The 21,056-nt window shown below is 51.1% G+C and carries 22 protein-coding genes; 17 read left to right on the forward strand and 5 right to left on the reverse strand.

The genetic code is table 11. The annotated features are described in order from the left end of the window. Positions 1-26: 26 nt before the first annotated feature. The 3 genes from EDM60_RS02640 to EDM60_RS02650 all read right to left on the reverse strand — a co-directional run bounded on the left by EDM60_RS02640 (position 27) and on the right by EDM60_RS02650 (position 2,321). On the reverse strand, positions 27-644 hold the full coding sequence (locus EDM60_RS02640; RefSeq protein WP_122962567.1) for a hypothetical protein: 618 nt from the start codon (positions 642-644) through the stop codon (positions 27-29). A gap of 106 nt (positions 645-750) precedes the next feature. Continuing rightward, complete coding sequence (locus EDM60_RS02645) at positions 751-1,428, reverse strand: hypothetical protein (RefSeq protein ID WP_122962568.1); 678 nt, start codon at positions 1,426-1,428, stop codon at positions 751-753. A gap of 350 nt (positions 1,429-1,778) precedes the next feature. Further along, complete coding sequence (locus EDM60_RS02650) at positions 1,779-2,321, reverse strand: DUF1572 family protein (protein WP_122962569.1); 543 nt, start codon at positions 2,319-2,321, stop codon at positions 1,779-1,781. Positions 2,322-2,561: 240 nt separating this feature from the next. Here EDM60_RS02650 and rpoE point away from each other — a divergent pair, with 240 nt between their 5' ends. Next, a complete protein-coding gene (gene rpoE / locus EDM60_RS02655) occupies positions 2,562-3,116 on the forward strand; it encodes a DNA-directed RNA polymerase subunit delta (protein WP_122962570.1) in 555 nt (184 codons plus the stop codon). Positions 3,117-3,324: 208 nt separating this feature from the next. Then, entirely contained in the window at positions 3,325-4,926 is a 1,602-nt protein-coding gene (locus EDM60_RS02660; protein ID WP_122962571.1) for a CTP synthase, read from the forward strand. Positions 4,927-4,984: 58 nt separating this feature from the next. Here EDM60_RS02660 and EDM60_RS02665 read toward each other — a convergent pair whose 3' ends face one another. Continuing rightward, positions 4,985-5,779, reverse strand: a complete 795-nt coding sequence (locus tag EDM60_RS02665; protein WP_063228964.1) for a lipid II flippase Amj family protein — start codon at positions 5,777-5,779, stop codon at positions 4,985-4,987. A gap of 168 nt (positions 5,780-5,947) precedes the next feature. Between EDM60_RS02665 and EDM60_RS02670 the strand changes: the two genes are divergently transcribed. The 15 genes from EDM60_RS02670 to spoIIR all read left to right on the forward strand — a co-directional run bounded on the left by EDM60_RS02670 (position 5,948) and on the right by spoIIR (position 20,108). Then, positions 5,948-6,322, forward strand: coding sequence for a response regulator (locus EDM60_RS02670; protein WP_023555166.1), 375 nt, complete (start codon positions 5,948-5,950; stop codon positions 6,320-6,322). A 103-nt stretch (positions 6,323-6,425) separates the two neighbouring features. Then, entirely contained in the window at positions 6,426-7,280 is an 855-nt protein-coding gene (gene fba / locus EDM60_RS02675) for a class II fructose-1,6-bisphosphate aldolase (protein ID WP_063228965.1), read from the forward strand. Positions 7,281-7,294: 14 nt separating this feature from the next. Then, on the forward strand, positions 7,295-7,939 hold the full coding sequence (gene fsa / locus EDM60_RS02680; RefSeq protein ID WP_122962572.1) for a fructose-6-phosphate aldolase: 645 nt from the start codon (positions 7,295-7,297) through the stop codon (positions 7,937-7,939). A 79-nt stretch (positions 7,940-8,018) separates the two neighbouring features. Beyond that, complete coding sequence (locus EDM60_RS02685; RefSeq protein ID WP_122962573.1) at positions 8,019-9,302, forward strand: UDP-N-acetylglucosamine 1-carboxyvinyltransferase; 1,284 nt, start codon at positions 8,019-8,021, stop codon at positions 9,300-9,302. A 28-nt stretch (positions 9,303-9,330) separates the two neighbouring features. Further along, positions 9,331-10,293 (forward strand): class II fructose-bisphosphatase, encoded by a 963-nt coding sequence (gene glpX, locus EDM60_RS02690; protein WP_063228968.1) that lies wholly within the window; start codon positions 9,331-9,333, stop codon positions 10,291-10,293. Between the two features lie 53 nt (positions 10,294-10,346). Next, the gene (gene rho, locus EDM60_RS02695) at positions 10,347-11,627 is read left to right on the forward strand and encodes a transcription termination factor Rho (protein ID WP_063228969.1); all 1,281 of its coding nucleotides are present in this window, start codon (positions 10,347-10,349) and stop codon (positions 11,625-11,627) included. Positions 11,628-11,696: 69 nt separating this feature from the next. Then, complete coding sequence (locus tag EDM60_RS02700) at positions 11,697-12,599, forward strand: LysM peptidoglycan-binding domain-containing M23 family metallopeptidase (protein WP_122962574.1); 903 nt, start codon at positions 11,697-11,699, stop codon at positions 12,597-12,599. A 70-nt stretch (positions 12,600-12,669) separates the two neighbouring features. Beyond that, entirely contained in the window at positions 12,670-13,935 is a 1,266-nt protein-coding gene (locus EDM60_RS02705) for a radical SAM family protein (RefSeq protein WP_122962575.1), read from the forward strand. Positions 13,936-14,039: 104 nt separating this feature from the next. After that, the gene (gene rpmE, locus EDM60_RS02710) at positions 14,040-14,240 is read left to right on the forward strand and encodes a 50S ribosomal protein L31 (RefSeq protein WP_005827805.1); all 201 of its coding nucleotides are present in this window, start codon (positions 14,040-14,042) and stop codon (positions 14,238-14,240) included. Between the two features lie 92 nt (positions 14,241-14,332). Then, positions 14,333-15,790, forward strand: coding sequence for a cryptochrome/photolyase family protein (locus tag EDM60_RS02715; protein WP_122962576.1), 1,458 nt, complete (start codon positions 14,333-14,335; stop codon positions 15,788-15,790). 30 nt (positions 15,791-15,820) lie between these two features. Further along, positions 15,821-16,396, forward strand: a complete 576-nt coding sequence (locus EDM60_RS02720; protein ID WP_122962577.1) for a thymidine kinase — start codon at positions 15,821-15,823, stop codon at positions 16,394-16,396. A gap of 91 nt (positions 16,397-16,487) precedes the next feature. Continuing rightward, entirely contained in the window at positions 16,488-16,988 is a 501-nt protein-coding gene (locus tag EDM60_RS02725; protein WP_122962578.1) for a sporulation protein, read from the forward strand. Positions 16,989-17,158: 170 nt separating this feature from the next. After that, the gene (gene prfA / locus EDM60_RS02730) at positions 17,159-18,235 is read left to right on the forward strand and encodes a peptide chain release factor 1 (RefSeq protein ID WP_063228973.1); all 1,077 of its coding nucleotides are present in this window, start codon (positions 17,159-17,161) and stop codon (positions 18,233-18,235) included. Beyond that, on the forward strand, positions 18,219-19,109 hold the full coding sequence (prmC, locus tag EDM60_RS02735) for a peptide chain release factor N(5)-glutamine methyltransferase (protein ID WP_122962579.1): 891 nt from the start codon (positions 18,219-18,221) through the stop codon (positions 19,107-19,109). The genes prfA and prmC overlap by 17 nt, the downstream gene beginning before the upstream one ends. Positions 19,110-19,247: 138 nt before the next feature. Then, positions 19,248-20,108 (forward strand): stage II sporulation protein R, encoded by an 861-nt coding sequence (gene spoIIR, locus EDM60_RS02740; RefSeq protein WP_122962580.1) that lies wholly within the window; start codon positions 19,248-19,250, stop codon positions 20,106-20,108. Between the two features lie 61 nt (positions 20,109-20,169). Here spoIIR and EDM60_RS02745 read toward each other — a convergent pair whose 3' ends face one another. Beyond that, positions 20,170-20,964 carry a DUF3298 and DUF4163 domain-containing protein gene (locus EDM60_RS02745; protein WP_122962581.1) on the reverse strand — a complete coding sequence of 265 codons (795 nt, stop codon included), beginning with the start codon at positions 20,962-20,964 and terminating at the stop codon, positions 20,170-20,172. Between the last annotated feature and the right edge of the window lie 92 nt (positions 20,965-21,056).

A 21,056-nucleotide genomic window follows, 5' to 3' on the forward strand; every position in this document is an offset into this window, starting at 1 on the left:
ATAGAGGCGGTCCTTGTTTTGGTTGTTTAAGGGGCGGATTCCATGAAATCGAGAATGTATTTTTGAAGGGTGGAGGTAATTTCGCCATTCCTGGTGATCATTTTTGTTTCCATCTCTTTATCGGATAGTTTGGCATGTTGGGGTAAGGCAGGCAAAACTCGAAACGTTGTCACCTGAATAAATAGACCATTGGCTGTAAAGCTGTTGCTGTAAACAGAAGGGAAAGTCATTTCAGACCCCAGCCTTTTGCCGGTTGTGCTGTCGATCCTGTTTACGCTGGCATAATGCTTCTCCGATACCCACGGATGGTAATAAAAGCCGACTTTTGTCAGGATATCCCCATCTTCTATAAATATTTCTTTTGTTAAGGCTTTCGATAAGTCGTCATCAATCGCGTCTACCTTGTTTTTCGACCATTTCATTTCTGGATTTCCCGGATAAATGGTGTAGTGTTGAGCAGTAGGCTTGATTGTTTTATACGTTTGGGACAAATGATCCATGGCACCGTTAACTCTGCTGACAAACTGTTCATATGACAACTGCTTTTCTGGTTCTTTTCCGAGCGTGAGAATACCAATCTGCCACAGTAACAGTAGTCCGGCAACTGCCAGAACACATTTGATAACAATGCTGTTCATTTTCATACAACGATTCCTTTCAGAGAAAGTAAATGATTCTGCAATAACGAAGTTCTTTGCTGACATGCAAAACAAGAGTAGAAGCTGAACTTCTACTCTTGTTTTTTATTTTTCAATCATACGTTACTTTTCCGAAATGAATCTTACCAGTGTCGTATTCACTGTAAGGCAATCTTGCATTTACTGTTCTAGTTTTAAATCCGGAATTACCGGAAACGTCTTGCCACTTGTATTTTACAGCCCCGCCTGTTCGAACACCGTGGGCATAAATTTTAATAGAGCCAGTTCTGCCAGTATACAAATTGTATTTTTTGCTAGCGCCGATCCCCTCAGATGTAGAGGAAGCTCTGGCTACGCTTCCATTAACGCTTGCTTCCACCTCAACCGCTATAACGTTAAACTCTGCTTTAGCAGAAAGTCCTCCTGAAATTGTCCATTGCACCGTTGACGATTCATTATAGGAAACCGTTAATTCTGTTGTAGAACCAGCTTCATCTCGGGTGTCAAAGGAAAATTCAGCAATTTCAAATGCGTCCCTCTTGTTTTCAGTATAGCTAGGGACGTAACTCACTGGCCATTCTTTATACATCGAGTCTGATCTAGGAGCAATGTTTTTGGAAGATTTGCCAAAATTACTTTGCCATTCGTTATTTGTTTGCTCTTGAGCAATTTTTTGAATCTCGGAATCAGAATAGTATCTTACATTCCCTTCAGCGAAGCTGACAGAGGAGAAGGCGGTTAGTGATAGAACGGTAGTCAAAAGTGTGACAAATGTTTTCTTTCTAAACATTATATACCCTCCCATATTTTGGGATCTATTTAACCATAAACCATTTTTTGTAAAATAACAATATGATTATCGAAAATACAAGGAAAATATTTACAATTAATGTCGGCGTGTTTTCTAATATCGTAATTGACGACGATGGAAAGGGGGTGTGGATGTTCCTGAGGGAACTAATCATAAGGATCGTCTCTTGATATCGGCGGTGACGAAGCGTCTATAAATATGCAAAACGAACCTCTAGAATCTTTTCCAAGGTTCGTTTTGGTTTAGCGATATAGTTGAGCTTAATGCATGGAATGCTTCATTGTTTTAGCGAATCTTGAGGGGACTGTTATAAAATTATCGCAACAGCTCTACCCCTCACTAGAATGCCGCCGAAAAACTTCTTGGTTATACTCAACCGATCTCCCGCGGGGAATACTCAAACTCACCCAATGCTCGTTTTGCAACTGTTTCCCGATGTAAACGATTTGTCCGACGTGGTAGGAGTAGTGAGAGAGCTGACGCTGGATGGCTTTCATGACGGAGTGAGGCTCGTTTCGGATCGTGACTGTTTTCATCAGGTCGTCATGCGAAAGCGCGGCCAGAGCGGCAAACAGAACTTGCCAGCCTGTCTCCCAACAGGCGATCAGGTCCTCTTTCGTAGCGAAGCCGCCTTCAAATTCCTGGTCGCGATTGCGGCCGGGTTTTTCGCCATCGCTTCCGAACAGATCGGTCCATCTGGCTACCATGTTGCCTGACAGATGTTTGACGATGATTGCAATGCTGTTGGACTCGCTGGAAGGTGCTTGCTGAAGCTGCTCCAGGGAGAGCTGTTCGATCGTCTTTTCCCCGAGTTTTTTCACATCGAAAAACTTGTCTGTCGTACATGAAAGAAACTCCTGTGCCCATTCCATTCGCTTCACTCCTTTCTTTATCTATTTGATCTTACATGAAAATGGTTACACCTTGTTTGAAAGCCTTGCATTTTCGGCTAAAATAAGGAATACTGTATGTTAGCCTTCGTATGTTGAACGACATGCGAAAAAGGAAATGGACTTCATTTATGTATTGCCTATGCAAAGCCTGCGTCCACCAGAAAAGGGCGAGGTCGGTATTGAACCCAATAGTTTTCTAATGGAAAGGACGTGCCCTGGGTGAGTCAATTGTTTGCTCATATTGATCCCGAGAAACTGAGCGAGATGGCGTTGGTTGATATTGCGTATGAAATTTTGCGTGAAACCAACCGCACTTACAACTTCCGCGAGCTGATGGATGAACTGGTTACCGTTCGTAACATGACAAACGAACAACTCATGGCAATCATCGCGCAAGTATACACAGAAATTAACATTGACGGCCGTTTTGTATGCCTTGGCGACAACGTGTGGGGATTGAAGCGCTGGTACCCGACTGACACAGTTGAAGAGACGCAAGAAGGCGGCGGAACCAAAAAGAAAAAAATTATCCTCGAGGACGACTTCGACGATTACGACACCGAAGACGAAGTGGTTGAGGATTACGAAGACGACGATGTTGTCATTTTCGAAGACGAAGAAGAATTTGTTGATGAGGATGCAGAGATCGAGGATGAAGAGATCGATGCTGAAATCGACGAAGAGGAGCTCGAAGAAGAGGAAGACGAGCTGTTCGACGAGGAGCTTGAAGAAGAGGAAGCTGACGAAGAGTTGGAAGATGAAGAGGATAAGTGATAAGTCCTTGACTTCCGCTTGAGGGACAGATAAAATACTCCTTGGGCTTCACATGAAGAAGGATTAAATAAGGGAAACTATAAAACAAAAGTGCCCCTACCCCATTGCATGAAGGGATAGGACTCGCTTTTGTTTTTCTTTTTTTGGGAGCCGTCTTCATACGTTTTTTACTACTACTAAAGGGTTAGGGAAAGAGGGGACGTTAACGATGACGAAGTATATTTTTGTGACAGGCGGGGTCGTATCCTCGTTGGGAAAAGGAATTACAGCGGCTTCTCTGGGCCGACTCCTGAAAAATAGGGGCTTGAAGGTAACGATCCAGAAGTGCGATCCGTACATCAACGTTGACCCAGGGACAATGAGCCCGTATCAACATGGTGAAGTGTTCGTAACGGATGATGGAGCGGAAACCGACCTGGACCTGGGACACTATGAGCGCTTTATCGACATCAACCTGAGCGCGAACTCCAACGTAACGACTGGAAAAATCTACTCAACCGTCATCGCCAAAGAACGTCGTGGAGACTATCTGGGTGGAACAGTTCAAGTGATTCCGCACATCACCAACGAGATCAAAGACCGCATTTTCCGCGCTGGCCGTGAAACAGGAGCCGATGTGGTCATTACCGAGATCGGTGGAACTGTAGGGGATATCGAGAGCTTGCCGTTCCTGGAAGCGATTCGTCAAATCAAGAGCGACATTGGCCGTGAAAACGTCATGTACATTCACGTGACTCTTGTTCCTTACATCAAGGCCGCTGGCGAAATGAAAACAAAGCCAACCCAACACAGCGTGAAGGAATTGCGCAGCCTGGGCATCCAGCCAACCGTTATCGTAACTCGTACCGAACAGCCTATGACACAAGAAATGAAGGACAAGCTGGCGCTGTTCTGTGACATCGACAAAAATGCGGTTGTGGAGTGCGTAGACGCCGAGACACTGTACGATGTTCCGCTGCAACTGCAAGCCCAAGGTCTGGATGACTACGTGTGCCGCCATCTCGGTCTGGCTTGCCAGGAAGCAGACATGACGGAGTGGAAATCGCTGGTTGGCAAAATCAAAAACTTGTCCAAGACCACCACTATTGCGATCGTCGGGAAATACGTAGAGCTGCACGACGCTTATTTGTCTGTAGCAGAAGCGCTGTACCACGGCGGTTATGCGAATGATTCCAAAGTGGAAATCAAATGGGTGCACGCAGAAGAAGTTACGCCTGAAAACGTAGCCGAGATGCTGGGCGATGTGAACGGCGTGCTGGTGCCAGGCGGCTTCGGCGATCGCGGCATCGAAGGAAAAATCATCGCTACCCGTTACGCTCGCGAAAACAAGGTGCCGTTCCTCGGAATTTGCCTCGGTATGCAAATCGCGGTTATCGAGTTTGCCCGTCACGTGGCAGGCATGGATGGTGCCAACAGCTCCGAGATCAACCCGGAAACAGCTTATCCAGTTATCGACCTTTTGCCAGAACAAAAGGAAATCGAGGACAAAGGCGGAACCATGCGTCTTGGCATCGGACCTTCCAAAGTGGAAGAAGGCACGCTGACTGAAGCTGCTTACGGCAGCACACTGGTGTATGAGCGCCACCGTCACCGTTATGAAGTCAACAACGAATATCGCGAGCAACTGGCTCAATTGGGCCTGCGCTTTGCAGGTACGTCGCCGGATGGCCGCCTGGTGGAAATCGTGGAAGTTCCAGACCATCCTTGGTATGTGGCTACCCAGTTCCATCCGGAGTTCACTTCCCGTCCGAACCGTCCGCAGCCATTGTTCCGCGACTTCGTCAAAGCTTCCCTGAACCTGAATCGATAAATGTTTGCATAAAAAAGACGCCCCGGCGAAATCAATCGTCGGCGCGTCTTTTCTGTTTTCAATGAAAGAGCGGCGATAGCCAGGCTACCCAATAAGCGGCGGGAACAAGCAGAAGCTGCGCCAGAACGGTTCCGAAAAAGCGGGAAATCATCAGCCACAAATACATGTCGCGAATGGACTCCTGCGTCGCTTTTCCCTGCATAGCCTTCTCGGTCAAAAGGGCAACCTGCGGGTCGACCAGAATGGTCATGAAGATCGTCGCAAAGCCGTTGATCATGCCGGAAGACATCAGTACGGTTGCTTTGTAGTCAGGCGTCAAAAGGGTTGCATACAGCACGGAGAGCACGCTGCTGGTATAGATGGCTGTCCCCAGGCAGTTGAGCAGCAAAAGGCGTTTGGGGATGCCTTTGATGCGAAAGCGGGAGATGCCTTGCCAACTCGGGATTCGCACGTGGTGCCGGACGCGGCGGATGCTGTCTACCGTGACGGCTGTGCGCAGCATTTGCGGGATCGAGCCGGCCAATTCCAGATGGGAAATCACCCGCTTGGAAATTTGGACAAACGTAGGAAACAGCACGATGGCTGCCAGCGTCCCTACCGAGGAGGCGACGATAATCAAATGCAGCTGCCAGCTCGGATCGGTGTGCAGCATGGCAGCCTGATCCATCAATCCGCCAGTGAACGGACCTTGGATCAGGTTGGAGGTGCGGGAGAGAAGCAGCGTAATGCCGACAAGCGACAGGGCGACCGCGATTCTCCCTGTTTGTACGCCTGCGAAGCGAATGGCGTAGGAAAGTGTCTCTGTCGTATGGATAACAAACGTTAACAGGCAAATCAACCAGAGCGCATCCATCTTGTTTTTCGGCTCCTTGCGTAGTGCAAAAATGGTATTCCTAATTATACTCGAAATGGACACTGCGGGAAATTTTCAATAGACGAAGCGCAAAACGGGCAGGAGTTTCCTGATTTTAGGCGAAACCATAATTAATTAAGGAAATGGATTCGTCAGGGGGGAGTAACCGTGTTCGACAAACATGATAAAAAGGTACTGGTTGTCGATGACCAGTATGGGATTCGCATTTTGTTGTACGAGGTACTGGGCAAAGAGGGATACAAAACATTCCAGGCTGCAAACGGGAAGATGGCCCTGGAGATTGTGGAAAAAGAATCGCCTGATCTGGTCATTCTCGACATGAAGATTCCAGGCATGGACGGGATTGAGATTTTGAAGCATATCAAGAAGATCAATCAGGAAATCAAGGTAATCATGATGACCGCTTATGGCGAACTGGACATGATCAAGGAAGCGACGCAACTGGGAGCGCTTACCCATTTCACCAAACCGTTTGATATCGACGAATTGCGAATGGCTGTTCAGCAGCAGCTTGCCTGCTAGTGCTTTGGACAAGTCTTCGTGGGGACAAGCGTACCTGTTAACATACGCCTGTCTGTGATATAATAAGCCACGTGATTGAAGTTAGCAGAGGAGGATTTCCCAAATGCCACTGGTACCTATGACCGCTTTTACCGAAGACGTCAAATTGCATAAATACGCCGTCGGACAATTTAACCTGAACAATCTCGAGTTTACTCAAGCGATTACGGAAGCTGCGATGGAAGAAAAATCGCCTGTGATTTTTGGTGTTTCCGAGGGAGCGCTTAAATACATGGGTCTTGATTACACGGTAGCCATTGCAAAAGTGGCGGCAGAACGCGCAGGAGTACCTGTTGCGCTGCACCTGGATCACGGCAGCAACTTTGACATTGTCATGAAGTGCATTCGCGCAGGATTTTCTTCGGTTATGTTCGATGGTTCCCACCATTCGTTTGAAGATAACCTTCGCTTGACCAAACAGGTTGTTGAGGCTGCTCACGCTGTAGGCGTTTCTGTAGAAGGTGAACTCGGTACCATCGGCGGGGTAGAGGACGACCTGTCTGTTGACGAGGAAGACGCTACTCTGGCGAATCCGGAAGAAGCGATCCGCTTCTGGGAAGAAACAAAAGTAGACTACGTAGCCATTGCAGTGGGAACAGCTCACGGCATGTACAAAGGCGTGCCAAAAATTCGCTACGACATTATCGAAAAAGTAGCAAGCAACATCGGAGCGCCAATCGTGCTGCACGGTGGTTCCGGCGTACCAGACGATGCGATTGTGGAATCGATCAGACTGGGCGTAGGAAAAATCAACGTAAATACAGAAAGCCAAGTCGCATGCACCGAAACGGTTCGCAAAGCGTTGGCTGCGAAACCTAACGAAATCGATCCGCGCAAATACCTGGGTCCTGCTCGCGATGCGATCAAGGAAGTCGTAAAAGGAAAAATGCGCCTGTTCGGAAGTAGCAACCGCGCGTAACTAGGAGGATAATCATGCGTTTTTTGATTGATACGGCAAATGTAGATGAAATTCGCGAGATTCACGAATGGGGCGTTTTGGCTGGAGTAACGACGAACCCTTCTCTTGTTGCAAAAGAAGGCCGTGACTTTGTCGAAACCCTCAAAGAGATCATCGATATCGTAGATGGACCGATCAGTGCGGAAGTCATCAGCACCGATGCCAAAGGGATGATTGAAGAAGGCGAAAAGCTGGCTTCTCTCTCCAAAAACATCGTGATCAAGCTGCCGATGACGGCTGAAGGTCTGAAGGCAACCAAGTATTTTGCCAAGCGCAAGATCAGAACGAACGTAACGCTGGTGTTTTCCGCTAACCAAGCGCTGCTTGCTGCTCGCGCTGGTGCAAGCTTCGTGTCTCCGTTCCTGGGACGTCTGGACGATATCGGTCAAGACGGCATGCAGCTGATCGAAGACATCGCAGAGATTTTCTCTGTGCATGGCATCGATACGGAAATCATCGCAGCATCTGTTCGTCACCCTGTTCATGTGACAGAAGCCGCTCGCCGTGGTTCGCACTTCGCTACCATTCCGGCAAAAGTATTCAAGCAACTGATTGCTCACCCATTGACAGACAGCGGTTTGGAGAAGTTCCTCGCTGACTGGGCAAGCATGCAAAAATAAGGACACGTACCGAAAGTTCAAGCACCTTTCTCATTGGGGAAGGTGCTTCTTTCCCGATTACACCTGAGGAGAGCGATGCATGGATAAGCTGATCATCAATGGTGGAAAACCGCTAGCGGGAACGGTGACCATCAGCGGAGCAAAAAACAGCGCAGTCGCACTGATTCCTGCCGCATTGTTGGCGGATGGACCTGTTGTTATTGAAAATCTGCCCCGTATTCAGGATGTAGATATCTATCACGAGCTCCTGCGGGAAATGGGAGCTGACGTGCTGTTCGAAGAAGACTGGATGGAAATCGACGGGCGCTTGATGAAGCTGATGCTCATGCCTAACGGCAGAATCAAAAAGCTGCGCGCCTCTTACTATTTGTGGGGAGCCTTGCTTGCCAAATTCGGAGAGGCACAGGTAGGATTGCCTGGCGGATGCGATTTGGGGCCAAGACCTGTCGATTTGCATATCAAAGGCTTTGAAGCGATGGGCGCCGAGGTCGAGAACAAAAACGGCGTGATGACCATCCGGGCCAAGCGCGGTCGTCTGCAAGGTGCGAGAATATACCTTGATCTCGTCAGCGTAGGAGCTACGATCAACATCATGCTTGCTGCCTCCAAGGCAGATGGCGTGACCATTATTGAAAACGCTGCCCGTGAGCCGGAGATCGTCGATGTGGCGACTCTGCTCAACAATATGGGAGCAAACATCAAAGGCGCGGGTACGGACGTCATACGCGTCCAGGGCGTGGAGCGTCTGCGGGGTTGCCGTCATACGATTATTCCGGACCGGATTGAAGCCGGTACGTACATGATCGCGGCAGCGGCTACGAATGGCAACGTGCTGGTGGAAAACGTGATTCCGAAGCATCTGGAGTCGCTGACCGCCAAGTTGCGTGAGATTGGCGCACAAGTGATGGAAATGGACGATTGCATTCAGGTGATGGGCCGGGATTCTTACCGTTCTATCGATGTGAAGACAAGTCCGTATCCGGGTTTTCCTACAGACTTGCAGCAGCCGATCACGACGCTTCTGACTCTTGCCAAAGGATCGAGCATCGTCACAGACAATATTTACAGCTCGCGTTTTCGCCATGTGGATGAATTGCGGCGCATGGGGGCGACACTGAAGGTAGAAGGACGCTCGGCTGTGATCGAAGGCGGCAGCAAGCTGAACGGAGCGAAAGTCGTGGCTTCTGATCTGCGGGCAGGAGCGGCGCTGTTTATCGCCGGGTTGGCAACGAGCGGCACGACCGAGCTGGAAGGTCTTGAGCATATCGACCGTGGTTATGAAAATTTGGTGGGCAAGCTGCAAACGCTCGGTGCCGACGTGATTCGGGTAGGCTTGCAGCACACGGAAAGCCCACAACGTTAACCAATCATCAGGAGAGGAGTCTTCCAGAATGGAGCGCAGTTTGACACTGGAACTGGTGCGTGTAACCGAAGCGGCTGCTTTGGCTTCCGCCAGTTGGATGGGGTTAGGACGAAAAGATGAGGCTGACGATGCGGCAACGACTGCCATGCGCAAGGAATTTGAAAAAGTTCCGATGGATGGCGTAGTTGTAATCGGGGAAGGCGAAATGGACGAAGCTCCGATGCTTTATATCGGCGAGCGCCTCGGTCAAGGAGTAGCGCCAGCGGTAGATGTGGCTGTCGACCCGTTGGAAGGAACCAATATTCTCGCAAAAGGGACATGGGGCGCGATTTCTGTCATTGCCATTGCCGATCGCGGAAATTTGCTGCATGCTCCTGACATGTATATGGAGAAAATGGCAGTAGGGCCAAAAGCGGTCGGGAAAGTAGACATCAACGCTCCGATCCGCGACAACCTGAAAGCAGTAGCCGCGGCACAAGGCAAAGATATCAGCGACCTGGTCGCGATTGTCCTCGACCGTGACCGCCATTCCCGCATCATTCACGAAATTCGCGAGGCTGGCGCGCGTATCCGCCTCATTTCGGACGGCGATGTGGCTGCGGCGATCAATACGGCATTCCCTGATACGGGTGTAGACATTTTGTTCGGTTCTGGCGGAGCGCCAGAGGGCGTGCTGGCTGCGGTTGCCTTGAAATGCCTCGGAGGAGAAATCCAGGGCAAGCTGCTGCCGCAAAGCGAAGAAGAAATTCAACGTTGTGTCAAAATGGGGCTGACCAACCCGCACCAAGTATTATTCATGGATGATTTGGTCAAGGGTGACGACGCCATTTTTGCAGCAACTGGCGTAACAGATGGCGAATTGCTGAAAGGGGTTCGTTTTCAAGGAACCCGTGCCACGACGCATTCTGTTGTTATGCGTGCAAAAACGGGAACGGTACGCTTCATCGAAGGGAACCACCGCCTGGAACGCAAGCCTTCGCTCGGCTTGTAAGAAACGAGTTTAGACAGATGAACTTTCAAGAGTAAATAAAGAGTGGTGGATGTATGTTACTTTCTGAACTAGAAGAGAAGAAACTGACCGATCTCTATAAACTGGCCAAAGAGTACCACATCCCGTATTACTCCCAACTGAAGAAGAAGGAATTGATCTTCGCGATACTTCGGGCACGGGCAGAGCGGGATGGCCTGATGTTTATGGAGGGCGTGCTGGAAATCTTGCCGGAGGGCTACGGCTTCCTCCGTCCGATCAACTATCTCCCAAGCTCGGAAGACATCTACATCTCCCAGTCGCAGATTCGCCGTTTTGATCTGCGCATGGGGGATGTGGTGTCGGGCAAGGCGAGGCCGCCAAAAGAAAACGAGCGTTACTTTGGGTTGTTGCAAGTAGAGGCAGTGAACGGAGAAGACCCTGAGACTGCTTCGGAGCGTCTGCATTTCCCCGCTTTAACACCGCTGTATCCTCAAACCAAGCTAGTGCTGGAAACTGCGCCCGAGCGAGTTTCCACCCGCCTGATGGATCTTCTTGCCCCTGTTGGACTCGGACAGCGTGGATTGATCGTCGCCCCGCCGAAAGCGGGTAAAACCATGCTGCTGAAAGAGATTGCCAACAGTATCACGGAAAGCCGGCCGGATATTCATCTGTTTGTTTTGCTCATCGACGAGCGTCCGGAAGAGGTAACCGATATGCAGCGTTCCGTCAAGGGAGAAGTGGTAGCTTCGACTTTTGACGAGCTGCCGGAAAATCACATCAAAGTGGCAGAGCTTGTGCTGGAGCGGGCAAAACGTTTGGTCGAACACAAAAAAGATGTTGTGATCCTGCTGGATTCCATTACCCGGCTCGCACGCGCCTACAACTTGGTGATTCCGCCAAGCGGCCGTACATTGTCCGGCGGTATCGATCCGGCTGCGTTCCACCGTCCCAAGCGCTTTTTCGGTTCGGCACGCAATATCGAAGAGGGCGGCAGCCTGACGATTTTGGCTACAGCTTTGGTCGAGACAGGCTCGCGCATGGACGATGTGATCTATGAGGAGTTCAAAGGAACGGGCAACATGGAGCTTCATCTGGATCGCAAGCTGGCTGAACGCCGCATTTTCCCGGCGATCGACATTCGCCGTTCGGGAACGCGTCGCGAGGAACTGCTGCTGACCAAAGAAGAGCTGGATAAGCTGTGGATGATCCGCAAGAACATGAACGAAACGAACGAATTTGTCGACTCGTTCATCAAGAAGCTTGCGGACACGAAAACAAACGAAGAATTTTTGCAGACCCTGGAAACGAAGCAACAAGGACGGGGAAAAGCTGCTGGCACGACGGTGAGTTCATGACTCGCCGTCATTTTTTTTGCCTGTTTTGCATACCGTAAGAGAGTTGGAGGAAAAAGGAGGAGAGAATCTGTGGAGTATGTGCATGTTCCTGCGCCCATTGAGAGCCAGGTTGAAGCGAAAAAGGTTGTCGTGGAGCAAGCGCTGTTTCAAGCGTTCAATCCTTACGCAGGTTTGACCAAGCAAGCGCCTTCGGCTAAAAGCAATGCGATGGTGTACTCTGTCCGCGAAGGAGACACTCTGTCTGGAATTGCCGAGCGGTATGGCCTTACGCTGAAAAAGCTGGTAGAGACGAATCAAATCAGCAACCCGGGCTTGCTTTCGGTCGGGATGAAACTGGTTATTGCCAAAGATGAAGTGACCCATATGGTGAAGCAAGGAGAGACGATCGATTACATAGCAAGAAGGTATGGAGTCAGCAAGGAATTGCTGCTGGATCGCAATCCGCTGTTAAAATGGCTGTCGGACAACCTGTATGTGGGACAGGTTGTGTACATTCCTGTTGCCGGAGGGCCGCCGATGCAGGCAGAAGAGCTACAGCAAAAGCGGAACACCACCCAGGCGGCAAGCAGGCAAGTAGTGGCGCGGATTCGCGGCCGAATGGATTGGCCTGTAGAGGGAGCGACGATTACAAGCGGCTTCGGAACACGCTGGGGCAAGGTGCACAAAGGTGTGGATTTGTGGAACGAGCAGGAGGCCAAAACGCCGATTTTGGCAGCGAAAGCAGGGAAGGTGGTCGAGGCGGGCGCCAATCGATCCGGGTACGGGCGGATGGTCGTACTGGACCACGGAGACGGTTTGCAAACTTTTTACGCCCATATGCGCACGATTTTGGTCACGTCCGGCCAAAGCGTAGAAGCGGGCGATGTCCTCGGCTACATGGGCCAGACGGGCGATTCGACCGGGTATCACCTGCACTTTGAAGTCAGGCAGGACGATGTGCCGATCAACCCGCTCCCGTATCTCGGCAGGTAACCCTTCACAATTTACATTGCTTTTTCAATGCGTTACAATGGGCAAAGCAAAGAAGCGAGGCGATTTTCCCATGTATTTAGTATACGCAGATGAAAACGGCAATGTTTACGACCACCCGGGATTGTTCTCGGTGGCGCGCAACGGCGATATATTGACAGAAATTCTGGAAGAAGAACTGATTCCGCTGCCGGAAGGAGCGACGTTGGTCAGTTTGCCAGATACGGTGCCGATCGGGATGGACCCCGATACGGGCGAAATGATCAAGCTCGACGGCTGTACAGCGGTTGGAGCGCTTGTTCCACAAGGAATTACCCGTCTTTTGCTGCCTGGCTATGTGAAAACAAACCGGGAGAGCAAGCTGCCGCTGTTCGGCTATTCGGCAGTGGTGTGGAAAGACAATCGTTTTTGGGTGGCAGGCAGAGCGAGTGACGATATTTACAAATGGGACCCGCTCAATTTCCCGATGGATGAGTTGAGACAGCGTGTGGAAAAGACGTTGGAGCTGTTTCCGCAAAACCGGATTTTGAATCACCTGTCTCACTGTGCGCTGGAGTACGAGTGCTTGACCGCCTCCAATAACTTTTTCAACCGCTGGGAAGGCAGTCTGCCTGTCTCCTACACCTGTAATGCGGGTTGCTATGGCTGTATTTCCGAGCAACCTGACGACAGCGGCTTCCCGTCTCCACAGACACGGATGAACTTCAAGCCGACAGAGGACGAGCTGGTCGAAGTGATGCTGCACCACCTGCAAACACCGGAAAGCATCATCAGCTTCGGTCAAGGTTGCGAGGGCGAGCCGTCCACCATGGCAGGAATTATCGTGCCAGCCATGCGTCGTGTGCGGGAGACGACAGACATGGGCTTCATCAACATCAATACCAATGCTGGCTTGACCGATCACATCAAAGGGATTGTGGACGCCGGACTGGACTTGATGCGTGTCAGCATTATCAGTGCGATTGACGAGCATTACAACGCTTACTATCGTCCGCGCAACTACACGCTGGAAAATGTAGCCCGATCGGCCGAATACGCTGCTTCCAAGGGCGTGTACACCTCGATCAACTACTTGTGCTTCCCGGGCGTGTTCGACCGCGAAGAAGAGATGGAAGCGATGATCAACTTCATTCGCCGGACGGGAATCAAGCTGATTCAAATGCGCAACCTGAACATCGATCCGGAAAGCTACCTGGCGATGATTCCAAAAGCGCGGGGCGAAGTCTTCGGAATGAAGCAGGCGATTGAGATTTATCAGGAAGAACTGCCGGATGTCGTAATCGGATCGTTTACGCACATTCCGCCGGCAGAACTGCGCCGCAGGAAAAACATGGCCTGATCGGTCAACCTGTTGCATTTCAGCTGACAGCATGCTACTATCTTTTATGTGTTTATATAACTCTGTTTCGGCAAACGATTCAGGGCGGAAAGAGGTGTAGTGAGATGAAACAAGGTATTCATCCTAAGTACAACGTAGTAACTGTTACATGTGCATGCGGTAACGAATTTGAATCCGGTTCCGTGAAACAAGCGTTGAAAGTGGAGATCTGCTCCAACTGCCATCCTTTCTTCACTGGAAAACAAAAATTCGTGGATGCTGGCGGCCGTGTAGACCGTTTCAAACGCAAATACAATCTGTCCTAATCAGACGGGATTGGAGCAACCAGGTAGAGCGATCTGCCTGGTTTTGTCTTTTTCTGGAACAAAATTATCGCGGACAGCAAGGGGGGCAATCGATGACAGCCATCATCTGGTTTCGGCGCGATCTGCGTTTGCACGACCACGCGGCTTTACATACGGCAGCGCTTACGGGCGAACCGATTGTCCCGTTGTTCATTATGGACGATGCCTTTTGCCAGCCTGACGCGGTTGCAGACAAGCGATCGCATGCGTTTTTATCGGCTGTGGACAACCTGGCGGGCAGCTTGCAAGAAGTTGGCGGGAGGCTCCTGATTCGCCGGGGGAATCCGGCTGACGTGCTTTGTCAGGTCGCTCGCGAGACGGGGGCAGACAAAGTCTTTTACAATCGCGCATACACTCCCGAAGCGCGAAAACGCGATGCGACTGTAACGGAAGCTTTGGAGCGGCAAGGCATGCGCGTTCATGCTTGCAAAGATTTGCTCATGCATGAGCCAGGCGACATTTTAACCAGGCAGCGGACGCCGTATGCGTTGTTTACCCCTTATAAACGGGTGTGGCTCACCCTTCCGAAAGACCGCCCTTTTCCACAGCCGACATCATGGCGAATGTGTGAAGGACTGGCCGAGATGCCAGGGGAATCGGCTCCTTTGGCCGAAGCTTTTGGGCGCAAACGTCCCGTTGGCAGTGAATGGGCGACGGCTCTGTTTGGAGAGCGGACAGCTCGCGAGCGATTGCAGCAATTTATGCACGAAGCTGTGCATCGATATAAAGAACGGCGCGATTTCCCCGGACTGGATGCGACTTCGCACTTGTCTTTTGCCTTGAATGCAGGCACGTTGTCGATTCGTACGGTGTATCACCAGGCGCTGGAGGCCATGGAGGAAGCCAGGGGAGAAGAGGTCGCCTCCGTGGAAGCGTTTGTCACGGAGCTTGTCTGGAGAGAGTTTTATCAGCAAGTGCTGTATCATCACCCGCACACGACCGATCACGCGTTTTTGCCGCAGTTTGAAGCGGTGGCCTGGGAAAATGACGAAGCGCTGTTTTCGGCTTGGTGCAACGGGGAGACGGGCTATCCGATCGTCGATGCAGCGATGAAGCAACTGAACGAAACAGGCTGGATGCATAACCGCTTGCGCATGATTGCGGCTTCTTTTTTGACCAAGGATTTGCTGGTGGATTGGCGGTGGGGGATGCGCTATTTTGCGAAGCAGCTTGTCGACTTCGACGAGGCGGCCAATATCGGCGGCTGGCAATGGAGCGCTTCTACCGGGACGGACCCGCAGCCGTACTTCCGCATTTTCAATCCGGTTGCGCAAGGCGAGAAATTCGATCCAGACGGGACTTTTGTCAAAAAATATCTTCCCGTTCTAAGCGAAGTCCCTCTACAATATATCCATAAGCCTTGGGAGATGCCTGAGCATGTGCAGGAGCAGGCGGGATGCAGGCTCGGCCTGGATTATCCTGATCCTTGCGTAGATCATGCGAGCAGACGGAAGCTGGCGATGTCGTTGTTTCAAGAGGCGAAAGACAGCTACGCCAGGACGCAAAAATGAATCAGTTCTAGGCAAAAGGGAGATAGAGACGTGGCACAATTATATTTTCGTTACGGGGCAATGAATGCCTCCAAATCTATTCAGTTGCTGACGGTCGCTCACAACTACGAGCAATCCGGCAAAAAAGTAGTCGTGTTCACGCCGGCGGTCGATGATCGGTACGGCGTGGGGAAAGTGGCATCGCGGGTAGGGATCAGCAGAGAAGCGATTCCGATTGGCGAGGAAACCAATTTGTATGAGATTGTCGCGGCCGAAACGGTAAAACCGCACTGTGTACTGGTGGACGAGGCGCAGTTCATCAGCCGCCATCATGTGGACCAGCTGGTGGCGATTGTCGATCAGCTCGGAATCCCCGTCATCGTCTACGGCTTGCTGAAAAACTTCAAGAACGAGCTTTTCCCGGGAAGTGCCGCGTTGTTGTGTGAAGCGGACAAGGTGGAAGAGATCAAAACGGTGTGCGTTTACTGCAACAAAAAAGCGACGCATATCCTCAAATTCAAAAATGGACAACCTGTATACTCCGGAGAGACGATTGAGATCGCTGGCAACGACACGTACAGCAGCGTCTGTCGCAAGCATTATTACAACCCTCCGGCAGCTCGCTAGAAGCCGAACAGGAAAAGCCACCCTTGTTTTTCGCTGTGCATGAGCCGAAAAGGCACTGCGCAGACTAAGCAAAACAGGAGGTGGCTTTTTCGTGCGAATCACGTCTTTTGGGAAAAGCTCACTGACAGTGCTGGGCATTCTCGTCCTCTCTTCTGCCTTGACTGTCGGGTGCGGCGGCCGCAATACTACTCAAGAAAAAGGTTCCAACACGCAAGCGCTGGACGGTCAGCACCCTGCTTCGATCAAAGGGGAGCGGAGCGGGGAAGTTTTGCACCATCCTGCGCCGCCTGCCGCCGATCGTGACACTTTGATGGGGCGCAATCAAAACCCGAACTTGATCATCGGCCAGTCCAACGTGCGCAATACGCAAATCGACATGAACAACATGGAAATGATGGCGAAGTCGGTAAAAGGCGTCGAGAACGCCCGTATCACACTGAATGGCGGCAATGCATATGTTACTCTTGACCTTGTGCATAACATTACGGCGAGTCAGGCGCGATCGGTGGAGCAGCAAGTTATTGCGCTTTTGCAGCAAAAAATCCCGCGCTATGACTTCCACGTCACCTCCAATGAGGGCTTTCACCGTTGATCGTGTGACTGGAACTGGTATGGCAAGGCTCGGCATCGCCGGGCCTGTTTTGCATCGCAAAAAGCAGAAATTTCCAGCCAAATAATGCGCTTTGACTTATTTTCGCTTTCCTCCTATAATTTATCTGTTATAATCGATTTTTAGTATTCTTTGCGATGGGGTGAAGTACAATGTTTACACGCTTATCCGCAGTTGAAGAGCGTTTTGAAGAGGTAACGAATCTCCTATGTGACCCCGACGTCATCAGCGATACAAAACGCTTGCGTGAACTGTCCAAGGAACAGTCTTCGTTGGAAGAGACAGTGACGACCTACCGTGAATATAAATCAGTTGTGAGTCAAATGGATGATGCCAAAGCCATGCTGGAAGAAAAGCTGGACGATGAAATGCGCGAAATGGTCAAGCTTGAAATCAGCGAATTGTCTGCCCGCAAGGAACAGCTGGAAGAACGCCTGAAAATTCTCCTGCTGCCAAAAGATCCAAATGACGAGAAAAACGTGATCGTGGAAGTGCGCGGCGCAGCAGGCGGCGATGAGGCAGCTCTGTTTGCGGCTGTTTTGTTCCGCATGTACACACGCTTTGCTGAACGTCACGGCTTTAAAATCGAAGTGCTGGAAGCAAGCCCGACAGACATCGGCGGCTACAAGGAAATCGTCTTTTCGCTGTCCGGTCGCGGCGCATACAGCAAAATGAAGTTCGAAAGCGGCGCACACCGCGTGCAACGCATTCCGGCGACAGAATCCGGCGGACGTATTCACACTTCTACCGCTACTGTACTGGTATTGCCTGAGGCGGAAGATGTGGAAGTGGAAGTACACGAAAAAGACATCCGCATCGATACGTTCTGCTCCAGCGGCGCTGGCGGCCAGAGCGTCAACACGACCAAATCGGCTGTTCGCGTTACGCACATTCCGACGGGGATCATGGTTTCCTGTCAGGATGAAAAATCGCAGCACTCCAATAAAGACAAGGCGCTTCGCGTTTTGCGCGCGCGCTTGTACGACTTTTATATGCAGCAACAAAATGCGGAAGCTGACGCTACGCGCAAAAGCCTGGTGGGAACCGGGGATCGCAGCGAGCGCATCCGCACGTACAACTATCCACAAAGCCGCGTGACCGACCACCGCATCGGTCTGACTTTGCACCGTTTGGAATCGGTGCTGGAAGGCGAACTGGATGAAGTGATCGACAACCTGATTTTGCATGAACAAACGGAGCTTTTGAAGAGCCATGCACACTCAGCTTGATTGGTCTGATGTCACGACGATTCGAGAAGCCCTGACACGGGCTTCTTCCTTTTTGCGGGAAAAAGGGGCAAAAGACCCTGTATTCGAAGCGGAACTGATGATTCGCCACTGTTTGGGCTGGGATCGCACGAAGTATTTGATTTCGATGATGGAGCCGATTGCCAAAGAGACGCTTGCGCAGCTGGATGAGTTGTGCCAGCGCAGAAGTGCGAACGAGCCGTTGCAGTACATGTTTGGTGAGCAAGAGTTTTACGGGCGCTCTTTTGCCGTTCGTCCTGGCGTTCTCATCCCTCGTCCCGAGACGGAGATACTCGTCGAGCAAGTGTTGGCGGCCGCCGCAACTGTTTGGTCAGAGCAAGAGGGTTTGACTGTTGCCGATATCGGGACAGGCAGCGGCGCCATCTGCATCACGCTCGCGCTGGAAAAGCCGGATTGGCAAGTGACGACAGTAGATTTATCCCCTGATGCTACTGCAGTTGCTACAGAAAACGCAGAACGTTTGGGAGCTGCCGTGCGCTTTTTGCAAGGGGATTTGGTGCAACCGCTTCTGGCAGCTGGCGAAAAGGTGGACATCCTCGTCTCCAATCCGCCGTATATACCGAGTCGGGATGTGGACGAGCTGGACGAAGAAGTCCGCTTGCATGAGCCGCGTTTGGCGCTGGACGGGGGCGATGACGGGTTGGATTGCTATCGCCGACTGTGCGAGGCGCTGCCTGAACTGCTCAAGGACAAAGCGGTTGTCGCCTTCGAGGTAGGGATTTATCAGGCAAAAGATGTGGCTGCCTTGATGCGGGAATCAGGGGTAATAGATGAGGTGCGGATCGTGCCGGATTTGGCGGGAATCGAGCGGGTTGTTATCGGTGTCAGGCGGTAACGGCAAGCTCCTCTCGCCGTTTTGCTAAAATTGTATGAATGTTTGTGATTCGACCGTTTGAAACCGGGACTCCCTGTCCATACTGAGGCTATACAGAGAAAAGGTTTGGAAGACTCAGTCGAGAGGGAGACGGTTAAAATGAAACGGATGTTGTTGATCGCATTTAGCCTGTTCATGTTGATGATGTGCTGGGAGGGACAGCTTACGTCGGCCAATGTTCTGGATAATGGTCCGATCCCTCAAGAATCGATTCGTCTGCGCATTATTGCCAACAGCGACTCGGTTGCCGACCAGTGGCTGAAGCGGGAAGTGCGCGATGCGCTGATTGCGCAAATGAACACGTGGGCGGAAGATATCAAATCGTTTGAGCAAGCACAGGACATGGTGGCATCCCAGTTGCCTGTCCTTCAGGAAGTAGTGGACAAAACGATTCGTGAACGCGGCTTTTCCTATAAAGCGGTAGTCGATTTCGGTCAGGTTCCGTTCCCGACGAAGCTGTACGGCTCGTACGTCTATCCCGCTGGCAACTACGAAGCGCTCCGCGTGCAGATCGGCGAGGCAAAAGGGCAAAACTGGTGGTGCGTACTTTTCCCTCCGCTCTGCTTTATCGATATGTCCAACGGCGATGCTGTACAAGCTGCTGCGGCAACGACAGCAGCGGGAAAAGAAACAGAGCAGAGCGTGGCTAAGTCAGAACCGGCTTTGGTGTTCAAGCTTGATCAAAAAGAAATCGAGCGCACAGACTGGCGGCAGGAGCGTTTGGAAAGACGTTTGGACAGCAAAGAAGTTTTGCACAGCGCTGACACTGGCGCAGTTTCGCAAATGCCCGGCGCACAAAATGCTGTAGCCGTAGAGAATAACAGTAAAGACGAAGCGCTGGAGCAAGCCCAAGCCGAGGGACAAGCGGACAAGACGCCAGAAATGAGCGAGCAAAATCCGGCTCCGCAAGTACAAGTACGGTTCTACCTCCTGGAAAAGCTGGAAAGCTGGTTCTCCTGAGCTTTCCCTAAAAAACGACACCCCGCTTATAGCGAAGGTGTCGTTTTGACTGGCGAGCTGCTTACTTTTGCGTCAGGGCTGCGAGGATTTCCGGTTTCAGCAAGTTTTGATAGCGGTGGGCCGGGATGGCGAAAGAAGGCATTCCCGCTGCATACGGAGCAATTTCGTACTGTCCGAAATGAATGACGAGATTTCCGTTTTCAAAAGAGAAGCCCTGGTCATCCGTAATGCTCTCGAAGCTGTACGGATTGAAGCCGTCGCGATCTGTCTGTGTTTTGATTTGCTGGCTGATCAGTTGGTTGATCACGCTGCGGTAGTTGTAGCTGGACTGGAACAAATCGCCGAGCTTGAGCGTTTTGGCTTTAGGCTGGTTGTCGATTGTGTAGTAAGTCACGTCAGTCATGCCATGCGCTCCGCCTGTGTACAGATAGGTTTGAACAGAGAAGGATACGAGCTTGCCAGCCTGATGCACTTCATAGGAAATGTCGAGTGCATGCGGGCGAGGTTCCCAGCCGTATTTTTTGGCATCTGCGGCATCTTCCTTGCCAGCTTGTTGTCCGTCAGCGAGGCCAGTTTGTGCTTGCTTGAGCAGGGTCGCATTCAATTGGGCTTCGAACGCTTTATCTTTCAAACCGCTAATGACCGGGATGGTCACTTTGCCTTCAAATTCTTTTGTTTTCACCGTGATGGTTTTCGGTGTGAATACGACACCGGAAGCTTGAGGTTGTTTGGTTTGAACGACAGGAGCAGCTTTCGCTGGCGCGGCAGGAGCAGCTGCCAAAACAGGCGCAGCAACTGCTGTCAGCAGAACAGCGGTGCCGAGCAGGCTGGAAGTAACGGATTTAAGCAATGTCATATTCATTCACAATCCTTTCGAGGTAAGGGAAGAGTTCTGCGTTTCTATGAGTTCATTCTACTACATCATTTTGACGGTTGAGGTTAAAAAAT

Origin of the sequence: Brevibacillus parabrevis (genome assembly GCF_003710905.1) — a bacterium.
GTDB lineage: Bacteria > Bacillota > Bacilli > Brevibacillales > Brevibacillaceae > Brevibacillus > Brevibacillus parabrevis.